Source organism: Chitinophaga sp. H8 (assembly GCF_040567655.1).
In the GTDB taxonomy this organism is placed as follows: Bacteria; Bacteroidota; Bacteroidia; order Chitinophagales; family Chitinophagaceae; genus Chitinophaga; species Chitinophaga defluvii.
Window position 1 is genome coordinate 1027900 of the sequence record NZ_JBEXAC010000001.1, and the last position, 25540, is coordinate 1053439.

The 25540-nt window shown below is 44.9% G+C and carries 19 protein-coding genes and 1 riboswitch; of the genes, 12 read left to right on the forward strand and 7 right to left on the reverse strand.

Annotated elements, in window-relative coordinates; translation table 11 throughout:
• Positions 1–174: 174 nt before the first annotated feature.
• The 3 genes from ABR189_RS03960 to ABR189_RS03970 all read right to left on the reverse strand — a co-directional run bounded on the left by ABR189_RS03960 (position 175) and on the right by ABR189_RS03970 (position 3190).
• Positions 175–1515 (reverse strand): ABC1 kinase family protein, encoded by a 1341-nt coding sequence (locus tag ABR189_RS03960; RefSeq protein WP_354659145.1) that lies wholly within the window; start codon positions 1513–1515, stop codon positions 175–177.
• A 13-nt stretch (positions 1516–1528) separates the two neighbouring features.
• Entirely contained in the window at positions 1529–2155 is a 627-nt protein-coding gene (locus ABR189_RS03965; protein ID WP_354659146.1) for a TetR/AcrR family transcriptional regulator, read from the reverse strand.
• 180 nt (positions 2156–2335) lie between these two features.
• Positions 2336–3190 carry an OmpA/MotB family protein gene (locus tag ABR189_RS03970; protein WP_354659147.1) on the reverse strand — a complete coding sequence of 285 codons (855 nt, stop codon included), beginning with the start codon at positions 3188–3190 and terminating at the stop codon, positions 2336–2338.
• A gap of 515 nt (positions 3191–3705) precedes the next feature.
• On the opposite strand from ABR189_RS03970, the gene ABR189_RS03975 reads away from it, so the two are divergent.
• From ABR189_RS03975 to ABR189_RS03995, 5 genes are all read left to right on the forward strand, one after another.
• Positions 3706–4281, forward strand: a complete 576-nt coding sequence (locus ABR189_RS03975) for an RNA polymerase sigma factor (protein ID WP_354659148.1) — start codon at positions 3706–3708, stop codon at positions 4279–4281.
• 64 nt (positions 4282–4345) lie between these two features.
• Entirely contained in the window at positions 4346–5539 is a 1194-nt protein-coding gene (locus ABR189_RS03980; RefSeq protein WP_354659149.1) for a FecR domain-containing protein, read from the forward strand.
• Between the two features lie 267 nt (positions 5540–5806).
• Positions 5807–9100 (forward strand): SusC/RagA family TonB-linked outer membrane protein, encoded by a 3294-nt coding sequence (locus ABR189_RS03985; RefSeq protein WP_354659150.1) that lies wholly within the window; start codon positions 5807–5809, stop codon positions 9098–9100.
• Positions 9101–9112: 12 nt separating this feature from the next.
• On the forward strand, positions 9113–10846 hold the full coding sequence (locus tag ABR189_RS03990; protein WP_354659151.1) for a RagB/SusD family nutrient uptake outer membrane protein: 1734 nt from the start codon (positions 9113–9115) through the stop codon (positions 10844–10846).
• Between the two features lie 69 nt (positions 10847–10915).
• On the forward strand, positions 10916–12685 hold the full coding sequence (locus ABR189_RS03995) for a hypothetical protein (RefSeq protein WP_354659152.1): 1770 nt from the start codon (positions 10916–10918) through the stop codon (positions 12683–12685).
• A 100-nt stretch (positions 12686–12785) separates the two neighbouring features.
• Here ABR189_RS03995 and ABR189_RS04000 read toward each other — a convergent pair whose 3' ends face one another.
• The 3 genes from ABR189_RS04000 to ABR189_RS04010 form a co-directional block, all read right to left on the reverse strand.
• Positions 12786–13994, reverse strand: a complete 1209-nt coding sequence (locus tag ABR189_RS04000) for a S41 family peptidase (RefSeq protein ID WP_354659153.1) — start codon at positions 13992–13994, stop codon at positions 12786–12788.
• 12 nt (positions 13995–14006) lie between these two features.
• Positions 14007–14720 carry a porin family protein gene (locus tag ABR189_RS04005; protein ID WP_354659154.1) on the reverse strand — a complete coding sequence of 238 codons (714 nt, stop codon included), beginning with the start codon at positions 14718–14720 and terminating at the stop codon, positions 14007–14009.
• A 222-nt stretch (positions 14721–14942) separates the two neighbouring features.
• A complete protein-coding gene (locus tag ABR189_RS04010) occupies positions 14943–16184 on the reverse strand; it encodes a DEAD/DEAH box helicase (RefSeq protein ID WP_354659155.1) in 1242 nt (413 codons plus the stop codon).
• 659 nt (positions 16185–16843) lie between these two features.
• On the opposite strand from ABR189_RS04010, the gene ABR189_RS04015 reads away from it, so the two are divergent.
• Positions 16844–18031 carry a multidrug effflux MFS transporter gene (locus tag ABR189_RS04015; protein WP_354659156.1) on the forward strand — a complete coding sequence of 396 codons (1188 nt, stop codon included), beginning with the start codon at positions 16844–16846 and terminating at the stop codon, positions 18029–18031.
• A 45-nt stretch (positions 18032–18076) separates the two neighbouring features.
• Positions 18077–18273: riboswitch (cobalamin riboswitch) on the forward strand.
• A 339-nt stretch (positions 18274–18612) separates the two neighbouring features.
• Here the strand turns inward: ABR189_RS04015 and ABR189_RS04020 are convergent.
• The gene (locus tag ABR189_RS04020) at positions 18613–19347 is read right to left on the reverse strand and encodes a lysophospholipid acyltransferase family protein (RefSeq protein WP_354659157.1); all 735 of its coding nucleotides are present in this window, start codon (positions 19345–19347) and stop codon (positions 18613–18615) included.
• A 199-nt stretch (positions 19348–19546) separates the two neighbouring features.
• Between ABR189_RS04020 and ABR189_RS04025 the strand changes: the two genes are divergently transcribed.
• The 6 genes from ABR189_RS04025 (at position 19547) to ABR189_RS04050 (ending at position 25533) form a co-directional block, all read left to right on the forward strand.
• On the forward strand, positions 19547–20800 hold the full coding sequence (locus tag ABR189_RS04025; protein WP_354659158.1) for a hypothetical protein: 1254 nt from the start codon (positions 19547–19549) through the stop codon (positions 20798–20800).
• Between the two features lie 95 nt (positions 20801–20895).
• Positions 20896–21654 carry an iron-sulfur cluster repair di-iron protein gene (ric, locus tag ABR189_RS04030; protein WP_354659159.1) on the forward strand — a complete coding sequence of 253 codons (759 nt, stop codon included), beginning with the start codon at positions 20896–20898 and terminating at the stop codon, positions 21652–21654.
• Positions 21655–21912: 258 nt separating this feature from the next.
• On the forward strand, positions 21913–22398 hold the full coding sequence (locus tag ABR189_RS04035) for a c-type cytochrome (RefSeq protein ID WP_354659160.1): 486 nt from the start codon (positions 21913–21915) through the stop codon (positions 22396–22398).
• A 53-nt stretch (positions 22399–22451) separates the two neighbouring features.
• Positions 22452–24434 carry a Sec-dependent nitrous-oxide reductase gene (nosZ, locus tag ABR189_RS04040; protein ID WP_354659161.1) on the forward strand — a complete coding sequence of 661 codons (1983 nt, stop codon included), beginning with the start codon at positions 22452–22454 and terminating at the stop codon, positions 24432–24434.
• A gap of 93 nt (positions 24435–24527) precedes the next feature.
• Positions 24528–25112, forward strand: coding sequence for a hypothetical protein (locus ABR189_RS04045; RefSeq protein ID WP_354659162.1), 585 nt, complete (start codon positions 24528–24530; stop codon positions 25110–25112).
• Complete coding sequence (locus ABR189_RS04050; protein ID WP_354659163.1) at positions 25099–25533, forward strand: nitrous oxide reductase accessory protein NosL; 435 nt, start codon at positions 25099–25101, stop codon at positions 25531–25533. Before ABR189_RS04045 ends, ABR189_RS04050 begins: the two co-directional genes overlap by 14 nt.
• Positions 25534–25540 lie beyond the last annotated feature (7 nt).

Below are 25540 nucleotides of genomic sequence, written 5' to 3' on the forward strand. Positions count from 1 at the left end.
TAGCAAAAAAACGGGTAGGATGGGGGGAAATAAGCCAAGGCTTATGCCGGACAGTGGGGCAACAAGGGACGTGGAAAAGAGGGGAGATAATCCCGATATACTTTGATAGAAATATACTGGTTACAGGCTGACGGCTTTTGCTGCCAGCGGGTGATAATGGTCCGTTAATACCGCTTAGTATACGGTAGCAGGTGTTTGTTCGGCCATCAGATCAGCTATGCGGTGCGGACCGGTAATAATATCCGCTTTGAGATCGCTTAAAATTGAATACAGCCCAAAATAGGTCCTGTTGATGTATAAAGAATGGCGGGAGCCGCGGGCTACCTTTGATTCTTTTATTTCTTTCAACCCATAGAGATAATCCATATAATCGTAGATTTCCCGGAAATAGGCTTCATTACCAAAATCAAAACGTTCCTGGGTAAAAGGCAGGGTAAGCAGGTCGATCATCTGCTGAAAAAGACCGGAAAAGAAAGTGATCTCTTTTTCTGTATCAGTGGGATGGATCATTTCCAGGTTGGTATAAATCTCCCGGCGTTGCACTTCGTCTTTTAGTATTTCCTTGTCTACCAGTTTAAAGTAATTCACATAGAAGTGTTCCGGGATCTCTTTCACACAGCCAAAGTCAAAAATACCTACGGTACCATCTTCCCGCATCAGGAAATTACCGGGATGCGGATCGGCATGTACTTTTCTGAGCTGGTGTACCTGGAACTGGTAAAAGTCCCAGAGGGCCTGACCTATTTTGTTACGCGCTTCCTGGGAAGGGTTTTGCAATAAAAATTCTTTCAGATGCTGTCCCTCCAGCCAGTCCATCGTAATGATACGGTCACTGGATAGGGCAGGGTAATAGCCGGGAAACACCAGGTTGGGAATATGAGCACACTGCCCGGACAGTTCCACGGAACGTTGCAGCTCCAGTTTGTAATCTGTTTCTTCCAGCAGTTTACTTTCTATCTCGTCAAAGTATTTGTCCATATCTACTTCATTCATACCTACGATGCGGATGGCAAAAGGTTTTACAAGACGGAGATCAGACTTCACACTATTGGCTACCCCGGGGTATTGTATTTTTACGGCCAGTGGGTTGCCCCATTTCCAGGCTTTGTGTACCTGGCCAATAGAGGCAGCATTGGCGGCTTTGAGTTCAAATTTATCATACAGCTGGGTAGGTGATTGCCCCAGTGTTTTCATGAAGGTATTTATTACCAGTGGGCCGGATAAGGGAGGGGCACTGTATTGCGACATGGCGAATTTATCAGAGTAAGCTTTGGGAAGCATACCTTTATCCATGCTCAGCATCTGCGCTACTTTTAAGGCACTGCCTTTCAGGCTGCTCAGGGTGTCGTATATATCGGCGGCATTGTCCTCATGTAATGCATCCTTGTTGATGGAGGGATCCATGAGTTTGCGCGTATAATGTTTGATATAATTGGTTCCTACTTTCAGTCCGGTTGTAACAAAGCGTCCCGCCCTCTCTACCTTGGTGGTAGGAATGTTCGATTGTTCCTTCATGTCGGTATCCTCCTTATTTTCTGGTAAAAATGAACTTCCCGAAATCCAGCAAGCTGTCTATCGTATTGGAACTGATAAGCTGAAAACTGAGCGCTACTGCTTTTTCAATGGCGGCATCTGTCATTTCAAAACCTTCGCTGGTATCATCAATCCAGTATTTGAGCACAAAAAGCGCCTGCAGCCAGAAGCCGTGTACGTATTTGTCAGATACATACTTGCGCTCCTTGATCTCGTTAGACAGATAACCTTCTTTGACCAGGTTGCCGGCATATACCAGGAAGGCCCGGCGAAACAGTTCCAGTTTCTCGCGGTGCAGGGTGGGGAAAGCAGACCTGCTATGCAGCTGCAGGATATAGCTCCTGTTTTCCTTCAGCTTTTGTACCCATAAAAAATAGAAGGCCAGCAGCTTTTCCTGTGCAGCATATTGCTGATAGGTTTCATCTTCCTGCAACTGATTTACAGTGTCCTGGAAAATAGCTAACCAGATATCTTTTTCTATGGCTTCAAAGGAAGCATAATAGTCATAGAAAGTGGATTCCGGAAGGTCCAGTGTTTTGCAGAATGCAAAAACGGAAACAGGTTTTTTACCATGTTCCAGCAGGTATAATTTATAGGCTTCGCGGATCTGATTTTTGTCCATAACGAACGATTTTTAAGATGGGTATTTTTATGACTAAAGGGCAAACAGGTTCCAGAATACGAAATTACGTCACCTGAGCATATAACGGTGATTATTTCCTGCAATTTCACATTTGTTTAAGTAAAAAAAGGGCCAATCCAGTTAGGATCAGCCCTCTTTAACACTAAATGTTGGCTTCAACTATTTTGTTTCCAGCAACTTGAAGAACTGGTCAAGCTGAGGAAGGATCACAATGCGGGTACGACGGTTGGCTGCACGGCCTTCCGGTGTATCATTGCTCGCTACCGGGATGTATTCACTTCTACCCGCAGCGGTAATACGGGCGGGAGCAATACCATACTGGTTTTGTAATACCCGGGTAATGGCAGTAGCACGTTTTACACTCAGATCCCAGTTGTCCAGCAATACGCCGGATTTGTAAGGATTGGAGTCGGTATGACCTTCTACCATGAATTCAATATCCGGTTGGTTATTCAACACCTTGGCCACCTTACCCAATACTTCACTGGCGCGGTCGGTGATGTTGTAGCTACCGCTTTTAAACAGCAGTTTGTCGGAAATGTCGATATACACCACTCCCTTTTCTACCTTGATGTTGATATCCTGATCGTCCAGGTTACCGATAGCACCCTTCAGGTTCATTACCAGGGCCATATTCAGGGAATCTTTCCGGGCAATCGCTGATTGCAGGTTCTGGATGTAGGCATCCTTGGCGCCGATATTATCCAGTGATTTCTTGATACTTTCTGCCTGTGAGTTGGAGATCACAGAAAGGTCTTTCAGCTGATTGAGCATCTGACTGTTGTTGCCCTTCAGTGCTTCCATCTGCTCTAATAATGATTTGATACGTGCTTCATAAGAGTTTTTAGCATCTCTTCCATTCTGTTCGCAATCCCGCAACTTGCCTTGTAAATCCGAGTAATTACCGTTCAGCTGGGCATATCTGGCTTCAGATGCCTTAAACTTCTTCGTACTTACGCAGGAAAACAATACCATAGAAAATGGCACGACAAATAATAAATGCTTAAGTTTCATATAGCTGTTGTTTGTTATTTAATGGTTACTGCCCGTAATTCTGCCAAAATCAAGCCATGTTTATTTCACTTCCACGAATTAAGAAACTATTTGGCAATTCCGGCATTAGATTTTTCTAATCACAAACGGAAGTCTTGCGTGTGTATATGCTTAAAGCATTGACCAGCAAAGAGTACCAGGTTTGTGTGGTATAGGATGATGCAAAAAAGATAGGACAAAATTAACACTTCCTTAGGAGGTGAAATATGATATAAATCAAGGGAGAGGAATAAATAAAAATGGGCACCTTATCCTTATAAATGAGTGAAAAAAATAATAATATAAGCTGCAAAGCCGGTATAAACGCTGATTACTCCTCCTCCTCCAATTTGCGGCAAATAATATGTATCATTGTTTAAAAATGTGTAAGTTTGTCGTTTAGGAATTGTTCAATGCTGCCACTCCCACGTTATGCCTTTGCATTTGATTGATAGCACATATTATTTGGTATGCTTTTAAAGCCGGTCTATAGCGATATGGAGCTGCTTCAAAAGATAGCGCTAGGAGATGAGCATGCCTTTTCCCTGTTCTATTATAGGTACAACAAAACAATTTATCTTTTTGCTTACCGTATTCTTGATTCGGAAGCATTGGCTGAGGAGCTGATGCAGGAAATCATGTTGAAGATATGGATGATGGGGGATGAGCTGCTCCGGATAGAACATGTTGGTAATTACCTGCGTGTCATGTGCAGAAACCGTTGTTACAACCAATTGCGGCAGTTAAGACGTGAAGCCGGTAAAAATAAAATGGCAGCGGCAGACTGGCAGGAAGGGAGCAATGAAACCGAAGAAAGTATCTTCTTAAACGATGCCAGGAACCTGCTGGAAGAGGCTATTGCCAGGTTACCTGCACAGCAGCGTGAGGTATATAACCTGTGCCAGATCCAGGGTCTTAAATACGAAGAAGCTGCCAGTAAGCTCAATATTTCTGTTTTAACTGTACAATCTTACATGAAAATCGCCCTGCGCTCCGTACGGAACACCATGCGCAATACCATGCGAAACTACACCGGGATCACAGTCATACTGACCATCTTAAAACTCTTTTAACCCGCTTTAAATTTATTTTGTGTCCTATACCCCCGATGCCATGTTAGGTGGTGTCTTTTAAGTAATGGAACCAAATAGAATTATACTGCTATACCAAAAAATCAAACGAAAAACCGCTTCTGAAGAAGAACAGCGGGAGTTTGACCAGTTGTTACAAGATGAACAGGCGGAAGAAGCCCTTAAAATGTATTGGGACCAGCAATGGCCCGAAGTGTTGGCGGAAGATAAGTCTGCTTTACAGATCCGTAATGAACAGGAAATCCTCCATAACATCCTTGCCCAGCGTGTACTTCCTGATAGCAAAGCAAGCCATAAAAAATCCAGTACCTATAAATACCTGGCTGCTGCAGCCAGCATCCTGCTCATCGTAGCTACGGGGCTATTCTTTTTCCTGCAGCGTAATACCTTGCCACAACATCAGGCTGATACAGCCTATACCATTGTACCCGGAAAAAATAGTGCTACGCTTACCCTCGCCAATGGGAAAAAAATCTTCCTTTCTGATGCTGCAAATGGCGAGCTGGCAAAAGAGGCTGGTGTAAAGATCTCAAAATCTGCCGGTGGGCAAATCATTTACGAAATTATAGGGGGGGCAGCGGGTAACACCGATCAATGGAATGCCCTTTCTACCTCAAATGGAGAAACTTATCGGATACGGTTACCCGATCAGAGTGAGGTTTGGCTTAATTCGGCTTCTACGCTTAAGTATCCGGTAAGCTTTGCCAATCGCGCCAATAGAAAGGTGGAGCTGATCGGAGAGGCGTATTTTGAGATTGCAAAAGATATGAAACACCCTTTTATTGTAGAAAGTAAAGCACAGCAGATCGCGGTTTTAGGTACGCATTTTAATGTGAATGCTTATGACAATGAAGACCATACAAAAACAACATTAATAGAAGGCAGTGTAAAGGTGCAAAGCCTCAGCTCAACCCAAACCCCGGCACAGGTGATCCTAAAGCCCGGACAACAAGCTATTTTGACCAATCAGGTGTTCAGTGTGCAGCAGGCAGACATCGAGGAAGCCATCGCCTGGAAAATGGGCTTCTTTAAATTCAGGGACGAAAATATCCAGAGCATCATGCGCAAAGTAGCACGCTGGTACAACGTAGAGGTAGTATACAAAGGAGAAATTCCACAAAGCGGATTAGAAGGTACCGTTTCACGTTATCAGGACATCACCCGGTTATTAGACATGTTACAATCTACCGGACTGGTAAAATTCAAGGTCAGCCAAAACAAAATTATAGTCAGCCAGTAACCAAATATATTAACCAAAATTTTAAAGAGATATGAAAATAAAAGCTATGTGACTTTGTTTACGGAAGCTTAGTGCAATAAAAAACGTGAAAGTGTGTCACCACTTCCACGTTAATAGGCCTGGGCTATTCAATACCTGGATTCTATCCGTATAAAATACTAGAAAAGAAATCTTGAATAAACCCAAACAACCAAAAGTATGAATTTAAATGCTTTTATCAAGCTAGTTATGCACATAACTGGCCGATATAAAAAAATATTATCAGTTATGAGGATAACTGTATTGCTATTGCTGATGGGGCTCATGCAGGTAAGTGCTAAAAGCGTTGCACAGCGGATCAACCTGTCGGTACAGAATGCCAATATGCAGGATGTCATTGAACAGTTGAGAAAACAAAGCGGCTACAATTTTTTGTATATTAAAAAAGAGGTGCTCAGCAGGGCTAAACCTGTTACGGAAGAGCTCATTGAGGCTACCATAGAGGAGGCCCTCAACAAGATTTTTGCCGTGCAGCCCCTGATTTATCAGATCAAGGACAAAACTGTGATCATCAAACCCTCGGCAGATAAACCGGTTATAAAGGTGCAGCAAAAAAGCATTACCGGTAGTGTAACAGATGAAAAAGGCGAAATACTGATCGGGGTATCTATTTTGGTAAAGGGAACCCAGACAGGTACCGTTACCGATGCGCAGGGAAAATATACGATTGCGGCCAACTCCGGATCTGTATTGGTGTTTAGGTATATCGGCTACCAGACGCAGGAAGTTACCGTAGGTTCGGAAAATCCAATCAATGTATCGCTGCTCGCAGTGCCCGGTGGGCTGGATGAAGTAGTCGTTATTGCTTATGGTACGCAAAAGAAAGAAACGGTTACCGGCGCAATAGCTTCCATCCGGACCAGAGAAATTAAACAAAGCCCGGCAGCCAACTTAGCCGTAACCCTGGCCGGAAGATTACCCGGCCTAACCTCCATTCAGCGGAGTGGTCAGCCAGGGCGGGATATCACGCAGCTGTTTATCAGGGGACAGGGAACAATAAATGCCCAAAGCCCGATCATCCTGGTAGATGGTATTGAACGCGACCTGACGTATATTGATCCTAATGAGGTAGAGTCTATTACCATTTTAAAGGATGCCTCCTCTACCGCCATTTTTGGGGTGAGGGGTGCCAATGGGGTTATTCTGGTGACAACAAAACGGGGTACCTCCGAAGAGCCTGAAATCAACTTTGTTGCAGAAGCCGGCGCACAAGACTTTCCACGTTTCATCACTCCGGTCAATGCCTACGACTTTGCCTCCCTGAGAAATCTCGCATTGACCAACGATGGCCTGCCTGCTGAATATTCTGCAGACGCGCTGAAATATTATAAAAGTCAGGAAGATCTCTTACGTTATGCTAATACAGACTGGCGTAAACTGCTGGTTAAAAACTATTCTTATCAGCAACGCTATAACCTGAATGTTTCGGGAGCAAGTAAAAACACCAGGTATTTTGTAAATGCCGGCTACCTGAACCAGGGCGGACAGTTCAATACTGAAAGAGATCTCAACTATGATCCAAGCTTTAAACTCAACCGCTACAATTTCAGATCTAATATTGATATTCAGCTTAACAAAAATCTGAAAGCATTTCTAAATGTGGCCGGTTACCTGGAGCAACGCAACAGTCCTTATGCTGTAGGGGGGGATAACCCGATAGACTGGATCATTTACTTTATGAACCGTATGCCTGCAGTGGTGCCAGGACCGCTTACCCCCGATGGGCAGGTTATTACCTATTCGGATATTGATCATCCTGCCTATGGCCTGATTAACCGTTCCGGTTATACCCAGCAAAAAAGAAGTAACGTATTGGCCACCTACGGTATGGAACAAAATCTTGATTTTATTACCAAAGGATTATCTGTAAAGGCGATCGTTTCATTTGATGCCCGCACCGTGAATAATCTGGAAGCTACCAGGAAATACGAAAAGTATATACAGATCATTAACCCTAACCTGCAGGGAGTTGATGGCAGGGACAGTGTTTATTACCGGCCATTCAACAATGACCAGAATACCCCTTTAACTATTGGCGGCGGACGAAGCTTTGAAACGCTCTCTAATTTTCAGGGGTTTGTAAATTATGCCAAAACTATCGGTAAGCACGATTTGTCGGGTATGTTACTGTACCAGCAACAAAATAATATTATCAATAACGAATTGCCCTTCAAATTAATGGGGATGGCTGCCCGTGTTACTTATGGCTATAATGCCAGGTATTTCCTGGAATTTAATGCAGGGTACAATGGTTCAGAACAGTTTGCAGCAGGACAGCGTTTTGGATTCTTTCCAGCCGTTTCTGCCAGTTGGCTCATTTCTAATGAATCCTTCCTGCATGACAATTCAATATTCAATTTGCTGAAATTGAGAGGTTCTTTTGGTAAAGTGGGCAACGACCGTATCGGCAACCGGAGGTTCTTATACCTCGATGATATCCAGGTGGTAGGTGGTGGCTTTTCCGGAAGCCTGGGCAATGGACAGACCATCAATTATAACCTCCTGAAAAATGCGCAGTTACAATGGGAGGTGGCCAAAAAATATAACCTGGGTTTAGAAGTTGGTTTATTTAACCAGTTTAACCTGGTGGCTGATGTGTTTTATGAGAAGAGAGATAATATCCTGCGCAACAGAGGTATCATCCCTGAACTCAATGGCCTTCCAATGGAGGTATTGCCACCAGTCAATATTGGTGTGGTAGAAAACAAAGGATATGAAATAGAACTGAATTACAAAAAAGCCTTTAGCAAAGACCTGTCATTGCTGGCCCGTATCAACCTGAACTATGCAACGAACCGCCAAATTTATGCGGATGAGCCTTTGCTGCCGCAAGACTACGCCTACCGGTACAGAGAAACTGACTACCGGATCGGGCAGATGTTCGGGTACATTGTAGACGGGTATTTCGCTGATCAGAACGACATCGCCAAATCTCCGGTACAAAATGTGGGCGGACATGAATCCAGGCCCGGTGACTTTAAATACAAAGACCTGAACAATGATGGTGTTATCAACGAACGCGATATAGCTCCTATCGGCTATTCCAACGTTCCGGAATACCAATATGGTGCGGCGTTTAACCTGACCTACAAAGGATTGGATTTTAGCGTCCTGTTCCAGGGCATTTCAAATGTTTCCAACTACTACAGCGATCAGGGTGTTTTTGGGGATAAAAATTATGTAGCCAGGCACCTGGAAAGCTGGACTGCAGAACGTGCTGCCAGCGGAATGCCTATCAATTATCCCCGCCTTTCTACACAGGCTAATCCTAATGAAAGGCCAAATTCTTTTTTTATTCTCAACGCAAGCTACCTGCGCTTAAAAAATATGGAAATAGGCTACACTTTCCCTGCCAGATGGAGCAAGGCAATCGGCGCAAAACGTTTGCGTATTTACGCCAACGGTCTCAATCTCCTTACCTGGGATAAACTACCTACCAAAGAGTTTGATCCGGAGCTGACAAACAGTCGCGTTTACCCGATTACAAGGCTCTATAATTGGGGCGTAAACTTCACATTTTAATCAGTAACCAAGATGAAACATATTTTAAGCATTTTTATGTTGCTTGCCTTACTGGCAACAGGCTGTACTAAAAATTACCTGAACATCACACCCGATGGCAGGACCACACTCGATGATATATTTAAAGATGAGAAACGCACCGAGGCATACCTGAACAGGGTATACGGACAGATGCCCAGCTACTTCTGGAAATACGGCTTTTTTGATTTTCTGGCTCCTTTTTCTGACGAAGCTTATGCTTACAGCGGGGCAGTAATGGGTTGGTCAGCCGGGGTGCTGAATTCCGGTGGTAACCCTTTACATACCCACCAGGAGCGAGGTAAAGGTGCTTATCATTATGGCACCTTCTGGGCCGGAATCCGGGATGCCAATATGTTCCTTGAAAATGTAGCAACGGCCAATATCCCAAGCGCCGGCAACCGGGCACGTTTTCGGGGTGAAGCCCAAATGTTAAGGGCTTTTTATTTCTGGGAACTCATAAAAGAATATGGCCCAATGCCGATAGTGACTGCTCCATTTACCAATGATTTTGATTATACTTCCCTGAAGCGTCCTACCTTCCAGGAATGTGTTGATTTCATTGTGAAAGAATGCGATGAAGTCATTGCCAACGACAATATACCTGTACGTATCACGATAGAAGCGGAGCGCGGACGATTTACCAAGGCGGTTGCCTATGCTGTAAAATCTCAGGCATTGCTGTACAATGCGAGCCCTTTATGGAATAGCGGTAACGACAAAAGTAAATGGGAAGCAGCATCGCTGGCCGCTCAAAGTGCCATCAATGCGCTGACTACGCAAGGTTATACTTTGGTGGATAATTATGGGGATTACTTTTTAAGTAAAACTGACATCAGTAGTTCACCGAGAGATAAAGAAACTATTTATGAAATATTTGAACCCCAGATAGATCCGGTATTCAGCATCATCAACAGTATACCCAGTAAGCCGGGAATGTTTAAAGTAGGGGCCACCCCTACGCAGGAACTGGTAGACAGTTACGACATGCAGGCTACAGGCGAACCCATCATTACAGGTTATCAGGATGCTGATCATACCCAACCGATCCTCAATCCGGCATCCGGATATAATCCTGCACAGCCCTATGAGGGACGCGATCCCAGATTTTACGCAACGGTATGGTACAATGGTGCTGTGTATGATAACATAGGAGGAAGTCCACATATCATGGAAACCTATGTAGGGGGGACCGATCAGCTATTGAAAGCACCTATAGGCTGGGCATTTACCCGGACCGGTTACTATTTGCGTAAATTCATTGACCCCCGTTTGCAATCTGGCCAGCCAGAAGATACCCGCTTTAAAAAATACCGTTTGGCAGAGCTTTACCTTAACCTTGCCGAAGCTGAAAATGAAGCTCATGGGCCAACAAATATCGCCCGGGAGGCCGTGAGGAAAATAAGGGCCAGAGTGAATATGCCTGATTTTCCGGCTAACTTATCACAGCAGCAGTTTCAGGAGCGTGTCCGTAAAGAACGCAGGGTAGAACTGGCTTTTGAAGAGCATCGCTTCTGGGATGTACGCAGATGGAAAATACTAAACCAGACGGATAAACTGGTGACCGGTATGGAAATCATCAAACAACCCGACAATAGCTTTACCTATTCACGTTTCGTAACCGAGCGCAGAAATGCATGGAGTGATAAATTCCTGATCTTACCGATACCGATTAAGGAAACTGCCATCATTCCGGATTTTAATCTCAACCAGAATCCCGGTTGGTAAAGCCCGTTTTCAAAGTATGTAAACTTAAATAAGATCATTATGTTTTCCATAAACCTTTATGTCAGCTTTATGCTTTTAGCTGCGTCCATTTTGGGCTGCAATAAAAACCTGGTAGAAAATAAAGAGACAATTGAAGTAAAGGAGGGGCAAAATAACGGGGGCCAATTACTAACGCCGGCGGAGGAACGTTATATCGTTTTTTTTCTGACCAATACCAGTGTTGACCAGGCCGATAGTGAAAATATAGGAAGAGATGCCAATCCGGCCTATACTTTTGTAGGAGAGCTGCCGCATATTTTTGGTCCGATAACTGCTGATGCCCCCTACAAGTATGCATTTGGATTATCAGGGCCTATGCTTTTAACCCAATCGGTTCAACAAATGCAATACCAGGTGAATAAAGCCTTTGATATTGCAGAAAAATACAACGTACCGGTATATTTTCAGTTGGATGACATCAACAATTACACCGTTGAATTTGGGAGTGATGCAACTCCTAAATTTTATGAAAACCCCTCCTGGTGCGAATGGGTGGCATTTCCCGGGGCAGGGGAAACCTGGGGAGGGCAGGCCAACGGACGCTTACCTTACTACTGGTTCAATTGGGGTAACTGGATGCATGCCAAGGCTTTCCCCAACTTACAATCACCTGGTTTCAGGGCCTTTGTAAAAAGCCAGCTGGAGAATGGGGTATTACCGGTGCTGAATACCCGGTACAACCAATTAAAAACACAGGGGAAAGGCTACCTCTTTGCAGGAATGGCTATTGGCTGGGAAACCCACATTCCCGATTATTCGGCAGACAATACCCTGTACAACGTAAACCCTGCTGCATTGCCTGTAAATGCCAATCTGGGAGATCAGATGCAGCCCTGGGAAGCGGGCAAACTGGGATATGCTGCCTTGCATACTTTAGGCTACACCGCCTACAACAAAGAAAGATTGTACCAGGTGATCCACGATTATTCAGAATTTTTAGCTAAAACAGTTTATGATAGTGGCATTCCCAGGGAAAAGATCTTTTCTCATATTGTGGGGATCAAGTCCAGTCAGCCGAACTTATCGACCACATTTGCACCACCCATCTGGACGGCAGTTAATAATTATTCTATTCCGGGTTTTACCCTTTCGCCGGTAAGTTGTCCTTATGACCTGAACACGTTAAAAGCAGAGATCCAGCTTGCAGATCCTCAACAGACCAACTTTGGTAATGTAGAAGGTTATAGCATTGGTGTAAACGGTTCTTTTGCACAGGCCGACGCTTATTTTGGCGATATGTTTGGTCATGGAGCAGCTATGGTGGCCGTATTCGGCTGGGGTAGGGAACCGGCCACTTCCGACTTTGCTGTATCACATAGTCCTGCAAGCCCATTTGTACAGGCCGCAAAAAAATGGCTGGGTAAAGAGGTGAAGGTATGGTCATTTGCCACGGAAGCAGCAGGTTGGACCGCAGGAAATGATATTAGCGGGTTTGGCTGGAATAACGCTGCCATAGGAGGAAATATTACCGGTGCCGATGCATTTATAGTATCGGGGGATAACCTGAACATCAACCTGGACAACTGCCGCTATGTGGTGGTCAGGATCAGGAACACTTCTCCACAAACCATCGGACAGGTTTATTTTACCACCACTACTGATATGGTATGGAATGACACAAAAGAGCTATCCTTTAGTATAAATCCTAATACTGATTTTACCACGTATACCATCGACATGTCTGCTGTTCCCGGATGGACAGGTACTTTAAAACAGCTGCGCATTGACCCCTGTAATGCTATGCCTGGTACACCCGTTAGCGGATCTTTTCAAATCCAATATATCAAGATGATTAATTAAAAGTAGTTGATAGATATATGGGCGGGGCTGACCAGTATTTTTTGGTCGGCCCCTTATTTTTAATGAGAGGTATATATTAAAAATATCAACTGTATGCATGTCAGGGGATAAGCTCCAATGCTTTTTCCAGTTGGGGATCGTGACCAGCCTGTATGGCGGCTTTGTTATAAGGAACTGCCACATCCGGAGGCACGCCAATACCTTCATAACGGCTGCCATCCTTAAACCGGAATGCACTGGAACCCAACGAAAGGGAGGAATTACCATCTTCGAAAGTGAATTGACCACTATTCATATCCATGTTCCTGAAGATAGCAGCAGTGCGCCCAAAGGTGCGTTCCCCCACTGCTTGTCCATTGCCGTTGGGCAGGGCTTTTACAGCCATCGTAGTGGCTTCTGCCATACTACCTGTATGGATATCACAGAGCACAATGACGGGTTTGTCGAATGCTTTGGATCCTGCGGGTGGTGTTACATAAGCGGGTACCCAGGGACCATAGTCCAGGCGACCATTACCATTTTTAAAGCGATTGGCTCCATACACATATGGTTCTCCTGCAAGGCGGCCCACTATAAAGTCCAGATCGGTAGTGTTACCGCCACCATTGCCACGCATATCAATGATCAATCCCTTTATATCTGCCAACGGGTGGGTTACCTGATCGATATAGTGTTGTATAGCTATCTTTACGGTATTGTGGTCCTCTTTTGTATATAGGTCTTTTACCCGGAAGGAGCTGATGCGTAAATACAATACTGGTTTTGTTTTCAATTGCCCCGATATTACATTTACTTCCAGGGCATTAGGGTCATTGGGATCTTCGGGTACCGTTCCTGTTACATAGCCTGCCTGCAGGTATTGGGATGGGATGGTTTTCATAAAATGCTGCAGCGGAATGGAATCATGATAGTCGCCACGGTTTAGCTGACGGGCAGTGACCGGTGCATAAAAGAAATTATCATAACCCTGTGCCCCCCAGTATCTGCGGGTAATCCACAAATGTCCTTCCTGCATATGTGCCATCATCTCCGAAAAATACTGGTTAGCCCTGGTATTGTCTTCTGCTTTGTTCAGGTCCAGGTGGGCAAACAATGGCTGGTATTTACGGTACACCTCATCCCAATTGGTGGAGTCAACATCCCATATAGGATAATTTACATTAAGACCATTCCAGAATGCTTCGAATATCTGGTTGAAGTCCATACTGCTGTAATGTTCCGGCCGTACAGGTACCGGACTGATACTTTTATGGCATGCCATCAGCAACAGAAAAAACGGGAGTATATATTTTTTTGAGCGTAGATACATAAGAGCTGAATTTTAACGGGAGATAGTGATCATACCACCCAGTTGTACGGAAAAGGTTTCATTGTAACGTGGCACGAGATGGACCATGTAGTTTTTCTGCTGATCGGTGAACGCTACTGTATAGCGGCCTGTAATGAACAACAGGTAATTGGGTACAGGACTGTATTCCACACCAATGCCTGCTAGTCCGCCCCATTCCATACGCCGGTCTTTGGTACCGTTAAATGTATATTTTTCGCTGTAGTGATAGGGCCGGTACATATCGAAGATGGAGGTATACTTTTCAGGTGTTTCCACTACATTCTCCATATTAGGCTGAGTCCCCTTTCGTTTGCTGGACATCCACCAGGCGGTATAGCCACCAAGATCAAGGAAGCCTTTTATCTTTGGGCCGCCAAAGCTGAAATGTGCCATCACTGGTAACTGCAGGTAATTATTGATGGTCTTTTCATAGATGCCATCGTAATAACCGGAACGGTACATCTCATAATTTTTCTGCGCGAATTGTAAGCCTGTTTGCGCACTTAACCAGGTATTGAAAGTATACCTTACGGGCACGCCTACTTCAAATATGGTACTGGCTTTATAAGCGGTAAATGGCCGGTTGGAGATGTCCGTATGCAGGTAATTTCTGCCGGCTCCAGCCTGTATGCCAATAGAAAATTGTGCACGTAATGGTGCTACAGCTATTAGCATAGAGGGTAACAATAAATAGAGTCGTTTCATGTAGGAGGTGAAAATTAATTACAGAATATTGGGTTATCATTCATCAGAACAAATGTATTAACATTTTGTTCGAAGTCAGCGGAAAAAGTAAAGCACTTTTCCTGGAAGCTAGTGTGTTTTATTTTCGTTTGTGCTTATGGGTATCGCTATTCCCGGTCAGTGCAGCTTTTGCTGCAATGACCCGGGTGGACTGTTTCTGCAATACAAGTAGGGGACTTAAAGTTATTTTTTGTGATGGCGGCTATTACTGTGTTTACTTTTATAATGTTTTCTGCCGCCGGTATTACCCCTTCCACCACCTCTGGAATTGCCTGGTTTATAAGCGGGGGTAGCGCCAAATTGTTCCGGTACTACTGCTTTGGTGATAGGATGGCCCAGGATCTTTTCAATGCGGGCCATTTTGCCTTGTTCTTTTTCACTGATAAAAGTGTAGGCAGTGCCTTCCGTAGCGGCTCTGGCAGTACGTCCTATACGGTGGATATAGTCTTCCCCGTCGTTGGGTACATCATAGTTTACAACGAGGTCAATATCTTCAATGTCTATACCACGGCTCAGGATATCCGTAGCTACGAGGATTTTCAGCTTTTTGTTTTTAAAGTCGATCAGCACCTGCTCGCGTTGCTCCTGCTCCAGGTCGGAGTGAATCTCTGCTGCAGAAAATCTGGCCCGTTTCAGCTCACTGGATAATTGTTTTACATTTTGTTTGCGGGAGCAGAAAATCAGGATGCTGCCAAATTCTTTTTGCTGTAAAATGTATTTGATCAGCGGAATTTTTTGTTGCTCATAAACCACAAAACCTTCCTGTACAATTTTCTCCGGTGGTTTGGAAATGGCAATATTGATCTCTACCGGTTGGTGAAGGATCTTCAGCGCCAGCTTCCGGATATTATCCGGCATCGTAGCAGAAAACATCAGGTTTTGCCTTTGTTTGGGCAGAAAAGAGATGATCTTGATGATATCGTCAGAAAAACCCATGTCGAGCATACGGTCGGCTTCATCTAATACCAGGTATTTTAAACCGTCCAGTTTTACATAACCCATATTCAGGTGGGCAATCATACGGCCAGGAGTACAGATCACAATATCCACGCCGGTAGAAAGTGCCTTTCTTTCGGTTGCGAATAATGCCCCGCTGCCACCACCATATACTGCAATAGAGCTGATAGAAGTAAAGTAGGAAATCCCTTCCAGGGTTTGGGCAATCTGTACGGCCAGCTCACGGGTAGGCACGATGATCATCGCATTGATCTTATGCGGGTCATGTTGCTGAGTGATTAAATTATGGATCACCGGTAATAAAAAGGCGGCCGTTTTGCCGGTGCCGGTTTGTGCACATGCTAAAACATCTTTGCCTGCTATAATAGGAGGGATAACAAGTTCTTGTACGGGGGTTGCTGATTGATAACCCATGGAATCTATACCATCAAGCACACTGTCGTCCAGGCCAAATTCGTAAAAATTCAAAATATGTCTGTTTTTTCAATAATGTAATAATATAAAGATAAGTAGATAAAGGAGATGTAGAATCATCTTTCCCAAATTCCTTTCCAGATAAATCCCCCCGATGGGTCTATGACCCCATATTTCCTGGCCGCTACTTCCTGTTTGCCAGGTATTCAATAAGTGCGGTGCTTTATAAGAGATTAATTATCATATAGATATCTTATGTCAACCCCTATGAAAAGTTTATACTTTCTTAAGGTTGTTCCGCATATTATCCATAAATATCCCATAGATATCCCGTAGATATTCCGACTAGCTACATTGTCGGGATATCTACGGGATATATACGGGACATATACGGGATATCTACGGGATATCCCTATGCAAACACAGGCCCATGTTGGGATTAGGTCTAGTCCTGGTATAGGTTTACACCTTTTGCTAATAAATCCTGGTAGCGGTTGACAACCCTGCGGTTATGAGGATAAGCTGGAGATAGTCCGGAAATGGAAAATTTTGTACCTTTACGGAGCTTACACACAGGCTTGTACCATTTTCTTTTTGGGCAGGCATCCCTTATCCCCTGGATTTTTATTGTTGTTATACCCTGTATCCCCTTATTCCCCTGGTTTTCAATTTTTCCGCCATACGCGGAACGGACTTCTTATGTTTTATTTCCAATGAAGAATATTATTATCGCGCCACCTTTCTGGCTGCTGGTTATTTTGATCGGGTTTCCGCAGATCAGTGAAACCATTTATACGCCAGCTTTACCACAGCTGGCGGAGCACCTGCATACTTCGGGCAACTGGATGCAGGCATCTTTAAGTATTTATTTCGCCGGCTTTGCGCTGGGAGGACTCTTATGGGGCCGGCTGGCAGATCAGCAGGGGCGCCGTCCGGCCATGCTGTATGGTGTTGGGCTGTTCATTATCGGGTCTGCAGGCTGCTTGCTGGCGCCTGCTATCCACTGGTTCCTGGTGAGTCGTTTTGTACAGGCAGCAGGTGCCGCTGCGGGACAAGTGGTGACCCAAACCGTGCTGCTCGATTGTTTTACGGATACCCGTCGTGCCCGGGTATTTGCAGCTATGTTTGCCGTGCTGGCTTTCTCTCCGGCACTGGGCCCTTTAATGGGGGGCTTTATTACACAGTACCTTGGTGTAGCTGCCGTATTTCTTACCCTGATTCTCCTGGGGGCAGTCATTGTGACCGCTACTTTTTATAAGCTGGGAGAAACCAGGCCGCCTGCTATCGTATCTCATCAGCCCCTGCGGGTTACTGCTGGCAAAATGTTGCGGGACCCGCATATCTGGATCACAGGAGCATGGATTGGCATCATGAATGGTATTGTTTTCAGCTTTTACGGAGAAGCGCCCTTCATTTTTATACATCATTTCGGATTTACTTCCAGCCAATACGGATTTATCGGCATTTGCGAAGCCTCCTCCGCTTTTGTAGGGGCCATGTTCAACCGGCATCTGATGAAGCGTTACAGCGGACCTGCTATTATTCGTATGGGGATAGGGGTAATGTTGTCCGGCAGCATGGTACTTACGGTGATAAGCCAGTTGCCTTTACCACCGGTATGGTTTATCAGTGGTTTTGTCTGCAGTATTTTTGTGATCTTCTGTGGCTCAGGGATGGCACTGCCGCATTGTTTAAGTAACGCATTAACACACTACGAAGATGCTTTAGGCAGGGCAGGAGCTATTCTCATGCTTTACTACTATATCGTGATCGGGATGGTGACCGGCATCATGAGTTGGCTGCATAGTGATCAGCTTACTGTATTGCCGGTATTTTTCCTGGTGCTTACCAGCATCATGTGGTTACTTTCCCGGATGCAGATAAAACAACAGCCAGGCTAACTGCTTTATTTACAACCATTTTTGTAAATGATGGACAGTTATCCTACCTTCGCCCTGCTTGATGGTTTCCGGTGTAACAGCCGGAATTAAAAGGGAATCCGGTGTAATTCCGGAGCTGTCCCGCAGCTGTAAGCTCCAGCAACCCGTACCCGTTCTTTTCGTCACTGTGCCATTAGCCTGGCATGGGAAGACAGGGCAAAGGGGGAGTAAGCCAGAATATCTGCCAGTAGCATCCGCTGATTCGTAGCTTTCGGGGATTGAAGCTTGGATGAAATAGCCTTTCGTGCTTTCTCATTTTTATTTCCCGTGAAGTGATGTGTAGCAAAAGTTTTTTGCAACAGGATATGTTGTATGATTTTTATTACACAGCTAATAGCCTGGCAGCTGGCATTGCTTACAGGTATAATGGATTTTTCTTTCCGTTGTTCCTGTATTTCCTGCGTACTAAACCATCCCTCCTGATAAAAAACCAACGAGAAAGGGGCTGACCAGTACACATCCGGTCAGCCCCTTGTTTATTTTTAAACCTGTATGCGTTTTATAGGGCCTGTTCAGGCTGCTTTGTTTTAATAAGACAGGTATTACTGGTGCAGCACTGCCTGTATAGCATTGTGGGCTTCTTCCAGCACTTCTTCTACCGGGCGGCCCGCAATTTCAATGGGGGATAATACTTCCCAGGTCATATGCTCTCCGAAGCTCAGCGGGAATTTTCCGAAACGTACAAACTTCCAGGAATTATTAATAGCTACCGGTACGATCAGTACTTCCGGTACTTTTTTGATGATGGTAGCAATGCCCCCTACGGCAAATGGTTTGAGCCTGCCATCGCGGGAACGGGTACCTTCCGGGAAAATCACCACCGACCAGTTATTATCCTTCATACGCTTACCCAGCTTAATGATCTCGGATACGGCCTGTTTGGTGTCTTTCCGGTCTATATTGGCCCCGCCACCATATTTCAGGTTGAAGGAAATACTGGGAATACCTTTGGCCAGCTCAATCTTGGAGATGAATTTGGCATGGTACTTCCTTAAGAACCAGATCAGGGGGGGAATGTCGTACATGCTTTGGTGATTGGCCACAAACATGATAGACCGGTTTAAAGGCAGATTTTGTTTATTGGTAAAGGTAACCCGGCTGCCCATCAGGTAATAGGTGCTTACGAGGAAACCATTGAGGAGGTCTACACATTTCTTATGCCCTTTATAACCTCCCAGCTTTAGTCCCAGCCATTGGATAGGATGGAATATCAGCAATAATAAACCGAAAACGATGTAATGTATTGGCGTAAAAATATATCCCAGGAACTTATTCATTTTGTTTGCAAATAGGTGTTACTTTTTTTTAGCGATAACTCTACAGGAAATGCGGTTGATATTCCAGGAGGTATACTTTGTTTTCTACATTAAAATAATGACGAGGGCAAAAATAAGGATTTAAGTGGCAATATAATGCGGCAAGACATGATGAAAGTCATAGGATACAGGGAAGCAGGATATTAGTTTTGCAGCTGTTATGACGCCAAGTCCCCTGCCATATAACAGAAACTGGTTGCTCACTGCAGGTATTAACCTGTGCATTGTGGCCTTGCTGGGATGCCTGCTCAGATACCTCTTTGTAGGGGATGTACCGGGGCTGGATTACCGGAATGTGTTGCATGCGCATTCCCATTTCGCCTTTGGGGGATGGCTGATGCTGGTACTGATCACCTTGCTGACAGCTGCTTTTGTACCACAGGAACGGTGGCGCACCCGCCGTTATAACAGGCCGTTCTGGACCGGCCAGGTGGCCTGTGTGGGGATGTTGTGCAGTTTTCCGGTACAGGGGTATGGTGCGGTATCCATTGCCTTCTCTACCTTACTGATCATCGCCAGTGTATGGTTTGCCATTATTTTTATAAAAGACAGCAGGACAACGGCCTACGCTTTTCCATTAAAATGGGCCAGGTGGGCTTTGATCTATATGTTGCTGTCGAGTGTGGCCCCTTTTACATTGGGGCCTATTATGGCTACCGGCAATAGTGGTACCCCCTTGTATTACAACGCTATTTATTTTTATCTCCATTTTCAGTACAACGGATGGTTTACGTTTGCTGTGTTATCCCTTTTCTTTTATACGCTGGAGCGGCAACAGATACAATTTAACAAAGCTGCGGCAAGCCAGGCTTTCCGTTGGCTCAATATAGCTTGTATCCCCGCTTACCTGTTGTCTGTACTATGGACACAGCCTCCCGCCGTCGTTTATGTACTGGCGGGGATTGCTGCCGGGATGCAGGTAGCAGGAACGGTATACCTGATCAGCAGTATTGCCCCAGGCAGGGCACAATTGCAGCATTGGTTAAACGGATGGGGCCTTGTTTTATGGAGCATAGCCGGAATAGCTTTTATAAGCAAAGTATTGTTGCAGCTGATGAGTGCCTGGCCATTAGCGGCGAAATGGGCCTACCATTACCGTTCTTTTATCATTGGTTACCTGCACCTGGTCTTGCTGGGCTTTATCACCTGTTTCCTGCTGGGCTATCTGATACAGCATGGTATGTTACGTATAACCGGTAAGGTTACCCGTTTGTTGCTGGTGGTATTTCTTGCCGGGTTATTTGCTAATGAAGCAGTATTATTTGCCCACGGGATGGTGTCGCTGCTGGGAGGATATCTGGCTGGTGTTAACATCCTGCTGCTGGCAGCCGCGCTCCTGCTTTTTGCGGGAACCCTGGGGATAGCAGGAGGGATCAGGGGCCGGAGGGGATTCCTGCCTGGAAATACAAGCTGATCTTTCATTTACTATAATAAAAGATATTTTTGTCTTTTATTATTTCGGGCTTATCTTTGTTTAGAAATTACATTCATCAATTTAAATAAATGGGTATGACAACTACAACAATGCTGGACGAAGCGGCCTTACATGCCGGACAAACATTGGGAGAGATCGCAGCACAGGATGTGCGCAAGGCCGATGTTTTAAAAAAGCACGGTCTGGACTTTTGTTGCGGCGGCAAAAAAACACTGGCTGCCGTATGTGAAGAAAAGGGATTAAATACAGCGGCTATCGCCAAAGAACTGGAAGAAGCACCGGGGCGGGCCGTATCTTCCCTGTCCTTACACTTTGCAGAATGGAAGCCGGACTTCCTCGCAGATTACATTGTGAATGTGCACCACGCATACGTGCGTCACCACAGTGCAGAAATCGAATACCTGGCAGAAAAGGTATACCTGGCACACGGACAGCATCATCCTGCGCTGGGAGAAATCAATGACCAGTTTGGCTTGTTAAAGGTAGAGCTGCTGAATCACCTGATAAAAGAAGAAGAGGTATTGTTCCCTTATATCAAAATGTTGCAGGCTAAAGTGAATGGAGATGTGGTGCCTTTGAGCATGGAAGATATCAATGTAAAAGCACCGGTATCTATGATGGAAGTAGAGCATGAACTGGCAGGAGATATTATGAGAAGGATCCGGGTACTTACCAATGATTACCAGGCGCCGGAGAGATGTTGTAACAGTTTCCGGTTATTGTTTCACCGACTGGCAGAATTTGAATCAGACCTGCACCAGCATATTCACCTGGAAAACAATATTCTATTCCCTGCGGCCATCCGCCTGGAAGAAAAAATGCAGCTGGCATAAGCGGTAAGGGACTTCACTTTAATAATGCCCGCCTCCCCGGGCACTGATTTTTTCACTATTTATTTTAATGGGTTACCAGACAATTAGTTGTTTAACACAAACAATGACAGGGAAAAGGTATGCTTTGTAAAACCGTGAACAGCACTTGATTTAAATCATGTTTCTACCTGATGTATGTCATGGGTAAACGAAAAAACGCAGCCTACTTTTACCTTAAGAAAAACAGTTATTCCAATCAGCAATTAAATTTCCTTTTTTATGAGAATCAAGCTTGGCGCCACACTATTGATGGCTGTTGCATTAACAGGGTTTTACGCGTGTGGAGGCAGCACTTCAGCAGATACAGAAAGTGCTGCTGAAACAACTACCACCACTACTGCTGCAGAGAACGCAGCGCCATCAGATGATGGCAAGGGCGTAGGACGATTTAAAGAAGTGCAGATAGGTGCACTGGATGATGCGATGGCTACAAACGGGCATAAAATATTTGAAGCCAAATGTGCTGCCTGTCACAAACCTACGGCAGACCGCCTGGTAGGACCTGGCTTAAAAGGTGTTACAGAACGCCGCAAACCGGAATGGATCCTGAATATGATCACAAACCCGCAGGAAATGCTGCAACAGGATCCTACCGCAAAAGAATTGCTGGCTACTTATCTGACACAAATGACTTTCCAGGATGTATCCGACGAACAGGCACGGGAGATACTGGAATACTTCCGTAAAAATGATACAGAGAAGTAGCCTTTTTTTTGCCTGTATAGTGGAGAATTTTGTCCTTAATTAAATATACCCATATGATACTTAAGAAGAAATCAGTAATGACCCAGGCTGTGGGGGCATTATTAGTAACATCAATGTTATTTAGTTGTAAGCCTAAACAAGCAGGCACGGTGGTAGAAGGGGATGCTGCACAGAAAGTATATGTAGCACCAGGGAAGTTTGATGAATTGTACATGTTTGCTTCCGGTGGTTTTAGCGGACAGCTGGCTGCTTATGGCTTGCCGTCCGGACGTCTGCTGAAAGTGATCCCTGTATTTTCACAAAATGCAGAAAACGGATGGGGCTATTCCGAAGAAACAAAACCCATGCTCAACACCTCCCATGGGCTTATTCCCTGGGATGATGCGCATCACCCCGAACTGTCTAAAACAAGCGGGGAAGATGATGGCCGCTGGATCTTTATCAATGGGAATAATACCCCGCGTATAGCCAGGATCAACCTGTCTACTTTTAAAACTGAGGAGATCATGGAACTACCCAATTCTGCCGGTAACCACGCTTCTCCTTTCTGTACAGAAAATACAGAGTATGTGGTGGGTAATACCCGTTTCTCTGTACCTGTTGGCGATAAACAGGACGTACCTATTAATTCCTATAAGGAAAACTTCCGGGGAGCAGTGTCCTTTGTGAAGGTAGATAAGGAGAATGGAAGGATGAACCTGGATTTCCAATTGCTGGTACCAGGGGTAGACTATGACCTGGCACATGCCGGTAAAGGGCCTTCTCACGACTGGATCTTCTTTACCTGCTATAACACAGAAAAAGCGCATACCCTGCTGGAAGTAAATGCCAGCCAGCGCGATAAGGATTTTATCATGGCGGTAAACTGGAAAAAGGCGGCGGAATATGTAGCCCAGGGTAAGGGCAAAAAGATGCCTGCTGCCTATGCACACAACGTTTGGGATGAAGCTACCCATACCGGTAACTCTACCATGATGAATGAAGTGACTATCCTGGATGTAAAAGATGTACCGGATGTCGTGTATTACATTCCCTGCCCTAAATCACCACATGGCGTGGATGTAACACCGGACGGTGAAAGGATTGTAGCCAGCGGTAAACTTGCTGCCGTAATCCCGGTGTTCTCTTTCAAAAAGATCTTGTCTGCTATTGAAGGCAAACAATTTGAAGGCGATTTTGACGGGATCCCTGTACTGCAATATGATGCAGTATTGGACGGTGAAGTGGAGAAACCAGGATTAGGCCCTTTACACACCGAGTTTGACGGACAGGGAAATGCCTACACTTCCATGTTCGTATCTTCTGAAATTGTGAAATGGAAAGTGGACACCAAAGAAATACTGGACAGAATTCCTACCTATTATTCTATCGGTCACCTGAGCGTACCCGGAGGAGACTCTAAAGTACCTTTCGGAAAATATGTAGTAGCGCTGAATAAGATCACCAAGGACCGTTACCTGCCTACAGGCCCTGAGCTGACACAGTCTGCACAGCTGATTGATATCACCGGGGAAAAAATGAAGTTGTTGCTCGATTTTCCTACCATTGGCGAGCCACACTATGCACAATCTATTCCTGCTGAGAAGATCCTGAAGAACCAGATTAAGTTCTTTAAACTGGCGGACAACAAACATCCTCATGCAGCGAAATCAGAAAAAGAAACAAGGGTAGAAAGAAAAGGCAACCGGGTGGATGTGTACATGACGGCGATCCGCTCTCATATTGCGCCAGACAACATTGAAGGGATCCGTAAAGGCGATGAAGTGTACTTCCACGTAACCAACCTGGAACAGGATTGGGATGTGCCACACGGCTTTGCTATCAAAGGAAACAACAATGCCGAGTTGCTGGTGATGCCTGGCGAAACCGCTACTTTAAAATGGGTAGCAGACAGGATAGGTGTGATTCCGTTCTATTGTACAGATTTCTGCTCTGCATTGCACCAGGAAATGCAAGGTTATGTGCGGGTATCTGATGCAGGTAGTAACGTTCCGATCACCTTCTCTATTGGTGAAAATCCTGCGGGAACAAAATAGTATTGACGGGTGAATGGACACTGGCAGGCAAAAGGCCTGCCGGTGTATTTACTAAGTTATAAAAGAAGATGGATCAATAGGAGGGAATATATCATGATGACTAAATACTCAACAATCATTGTCTTCTTGTGTACACTGCTGATGGTAGGAGGATTCTTTTATCCTTTCTGGCAGATCGTGCTGGAAGCGCCGCAATATCCTGAAGGATTATCCATGCAGATATGGGTAAGTGGTTTGAGCGGGAACGTAGAGCAGATCAATGGATTGAACCATTACATTGGTATGAAGCATATTCATGCGGAAGACTTTCCGGAGTTCAGGATCATCCCTTTTGTATTAGGGGCTATTATTATCACAGGACTGATCACCACCCTGAAACGGAGTGTGAAATGGCTGAAAGGACTGTGCATTTTTTTACTGTCGTTTGGCATTGTAGGGGCGATAGACCTGTACCGGTGGGAATATGATTACGGACATAACCTGGATCCCACTGCGGCGATCAAAGTACCCGGCATGACTTACCAGCCTCCTTTACTGGGGTACAAACAATTATTGAATTTTCTGGCAGGTTCTTTTCCGGACACAGGGGGATACCTGGTTATTATACCGGCATTGATCATCATAGGAGTACTGGTATTTGAAATCAGACGTAAAAAGCAACAATATGAACTGGCGTAATATAACAATAGCAGGGCTGATGCTGATGATAACAGGATGTGGTGCAGATGGTCCACAGGCCATCAGATACGGAGATGAAATGTGCGAACATTGCAAGATGACGATCATGGATGACCGTTTTGGTGCAGAAATGATCACACCTAAAGGAAAGGTATTCAAATTTGATGCAGTAGAATGTATGGTAGGGTATACCCATACCTATCTGGAGGTAAATAAAGGCGAAAAGATCAGCGTGTATGTGACAGACTATGCAGTACCAGGGAAGCTGGTAGCAGGAGAATCAGCGGTTTATTTATCAGGTGATGCTATTAAAAGCCCGATGGGCGGACATTTAGCTGCTTTTGAGAATAAAGGAAATGGTGCAGCATTGCAGGAAGAAACAGGTGCGGTATGGAAAAGCTGGGAGGAGCTGATAAAATAATAATGGC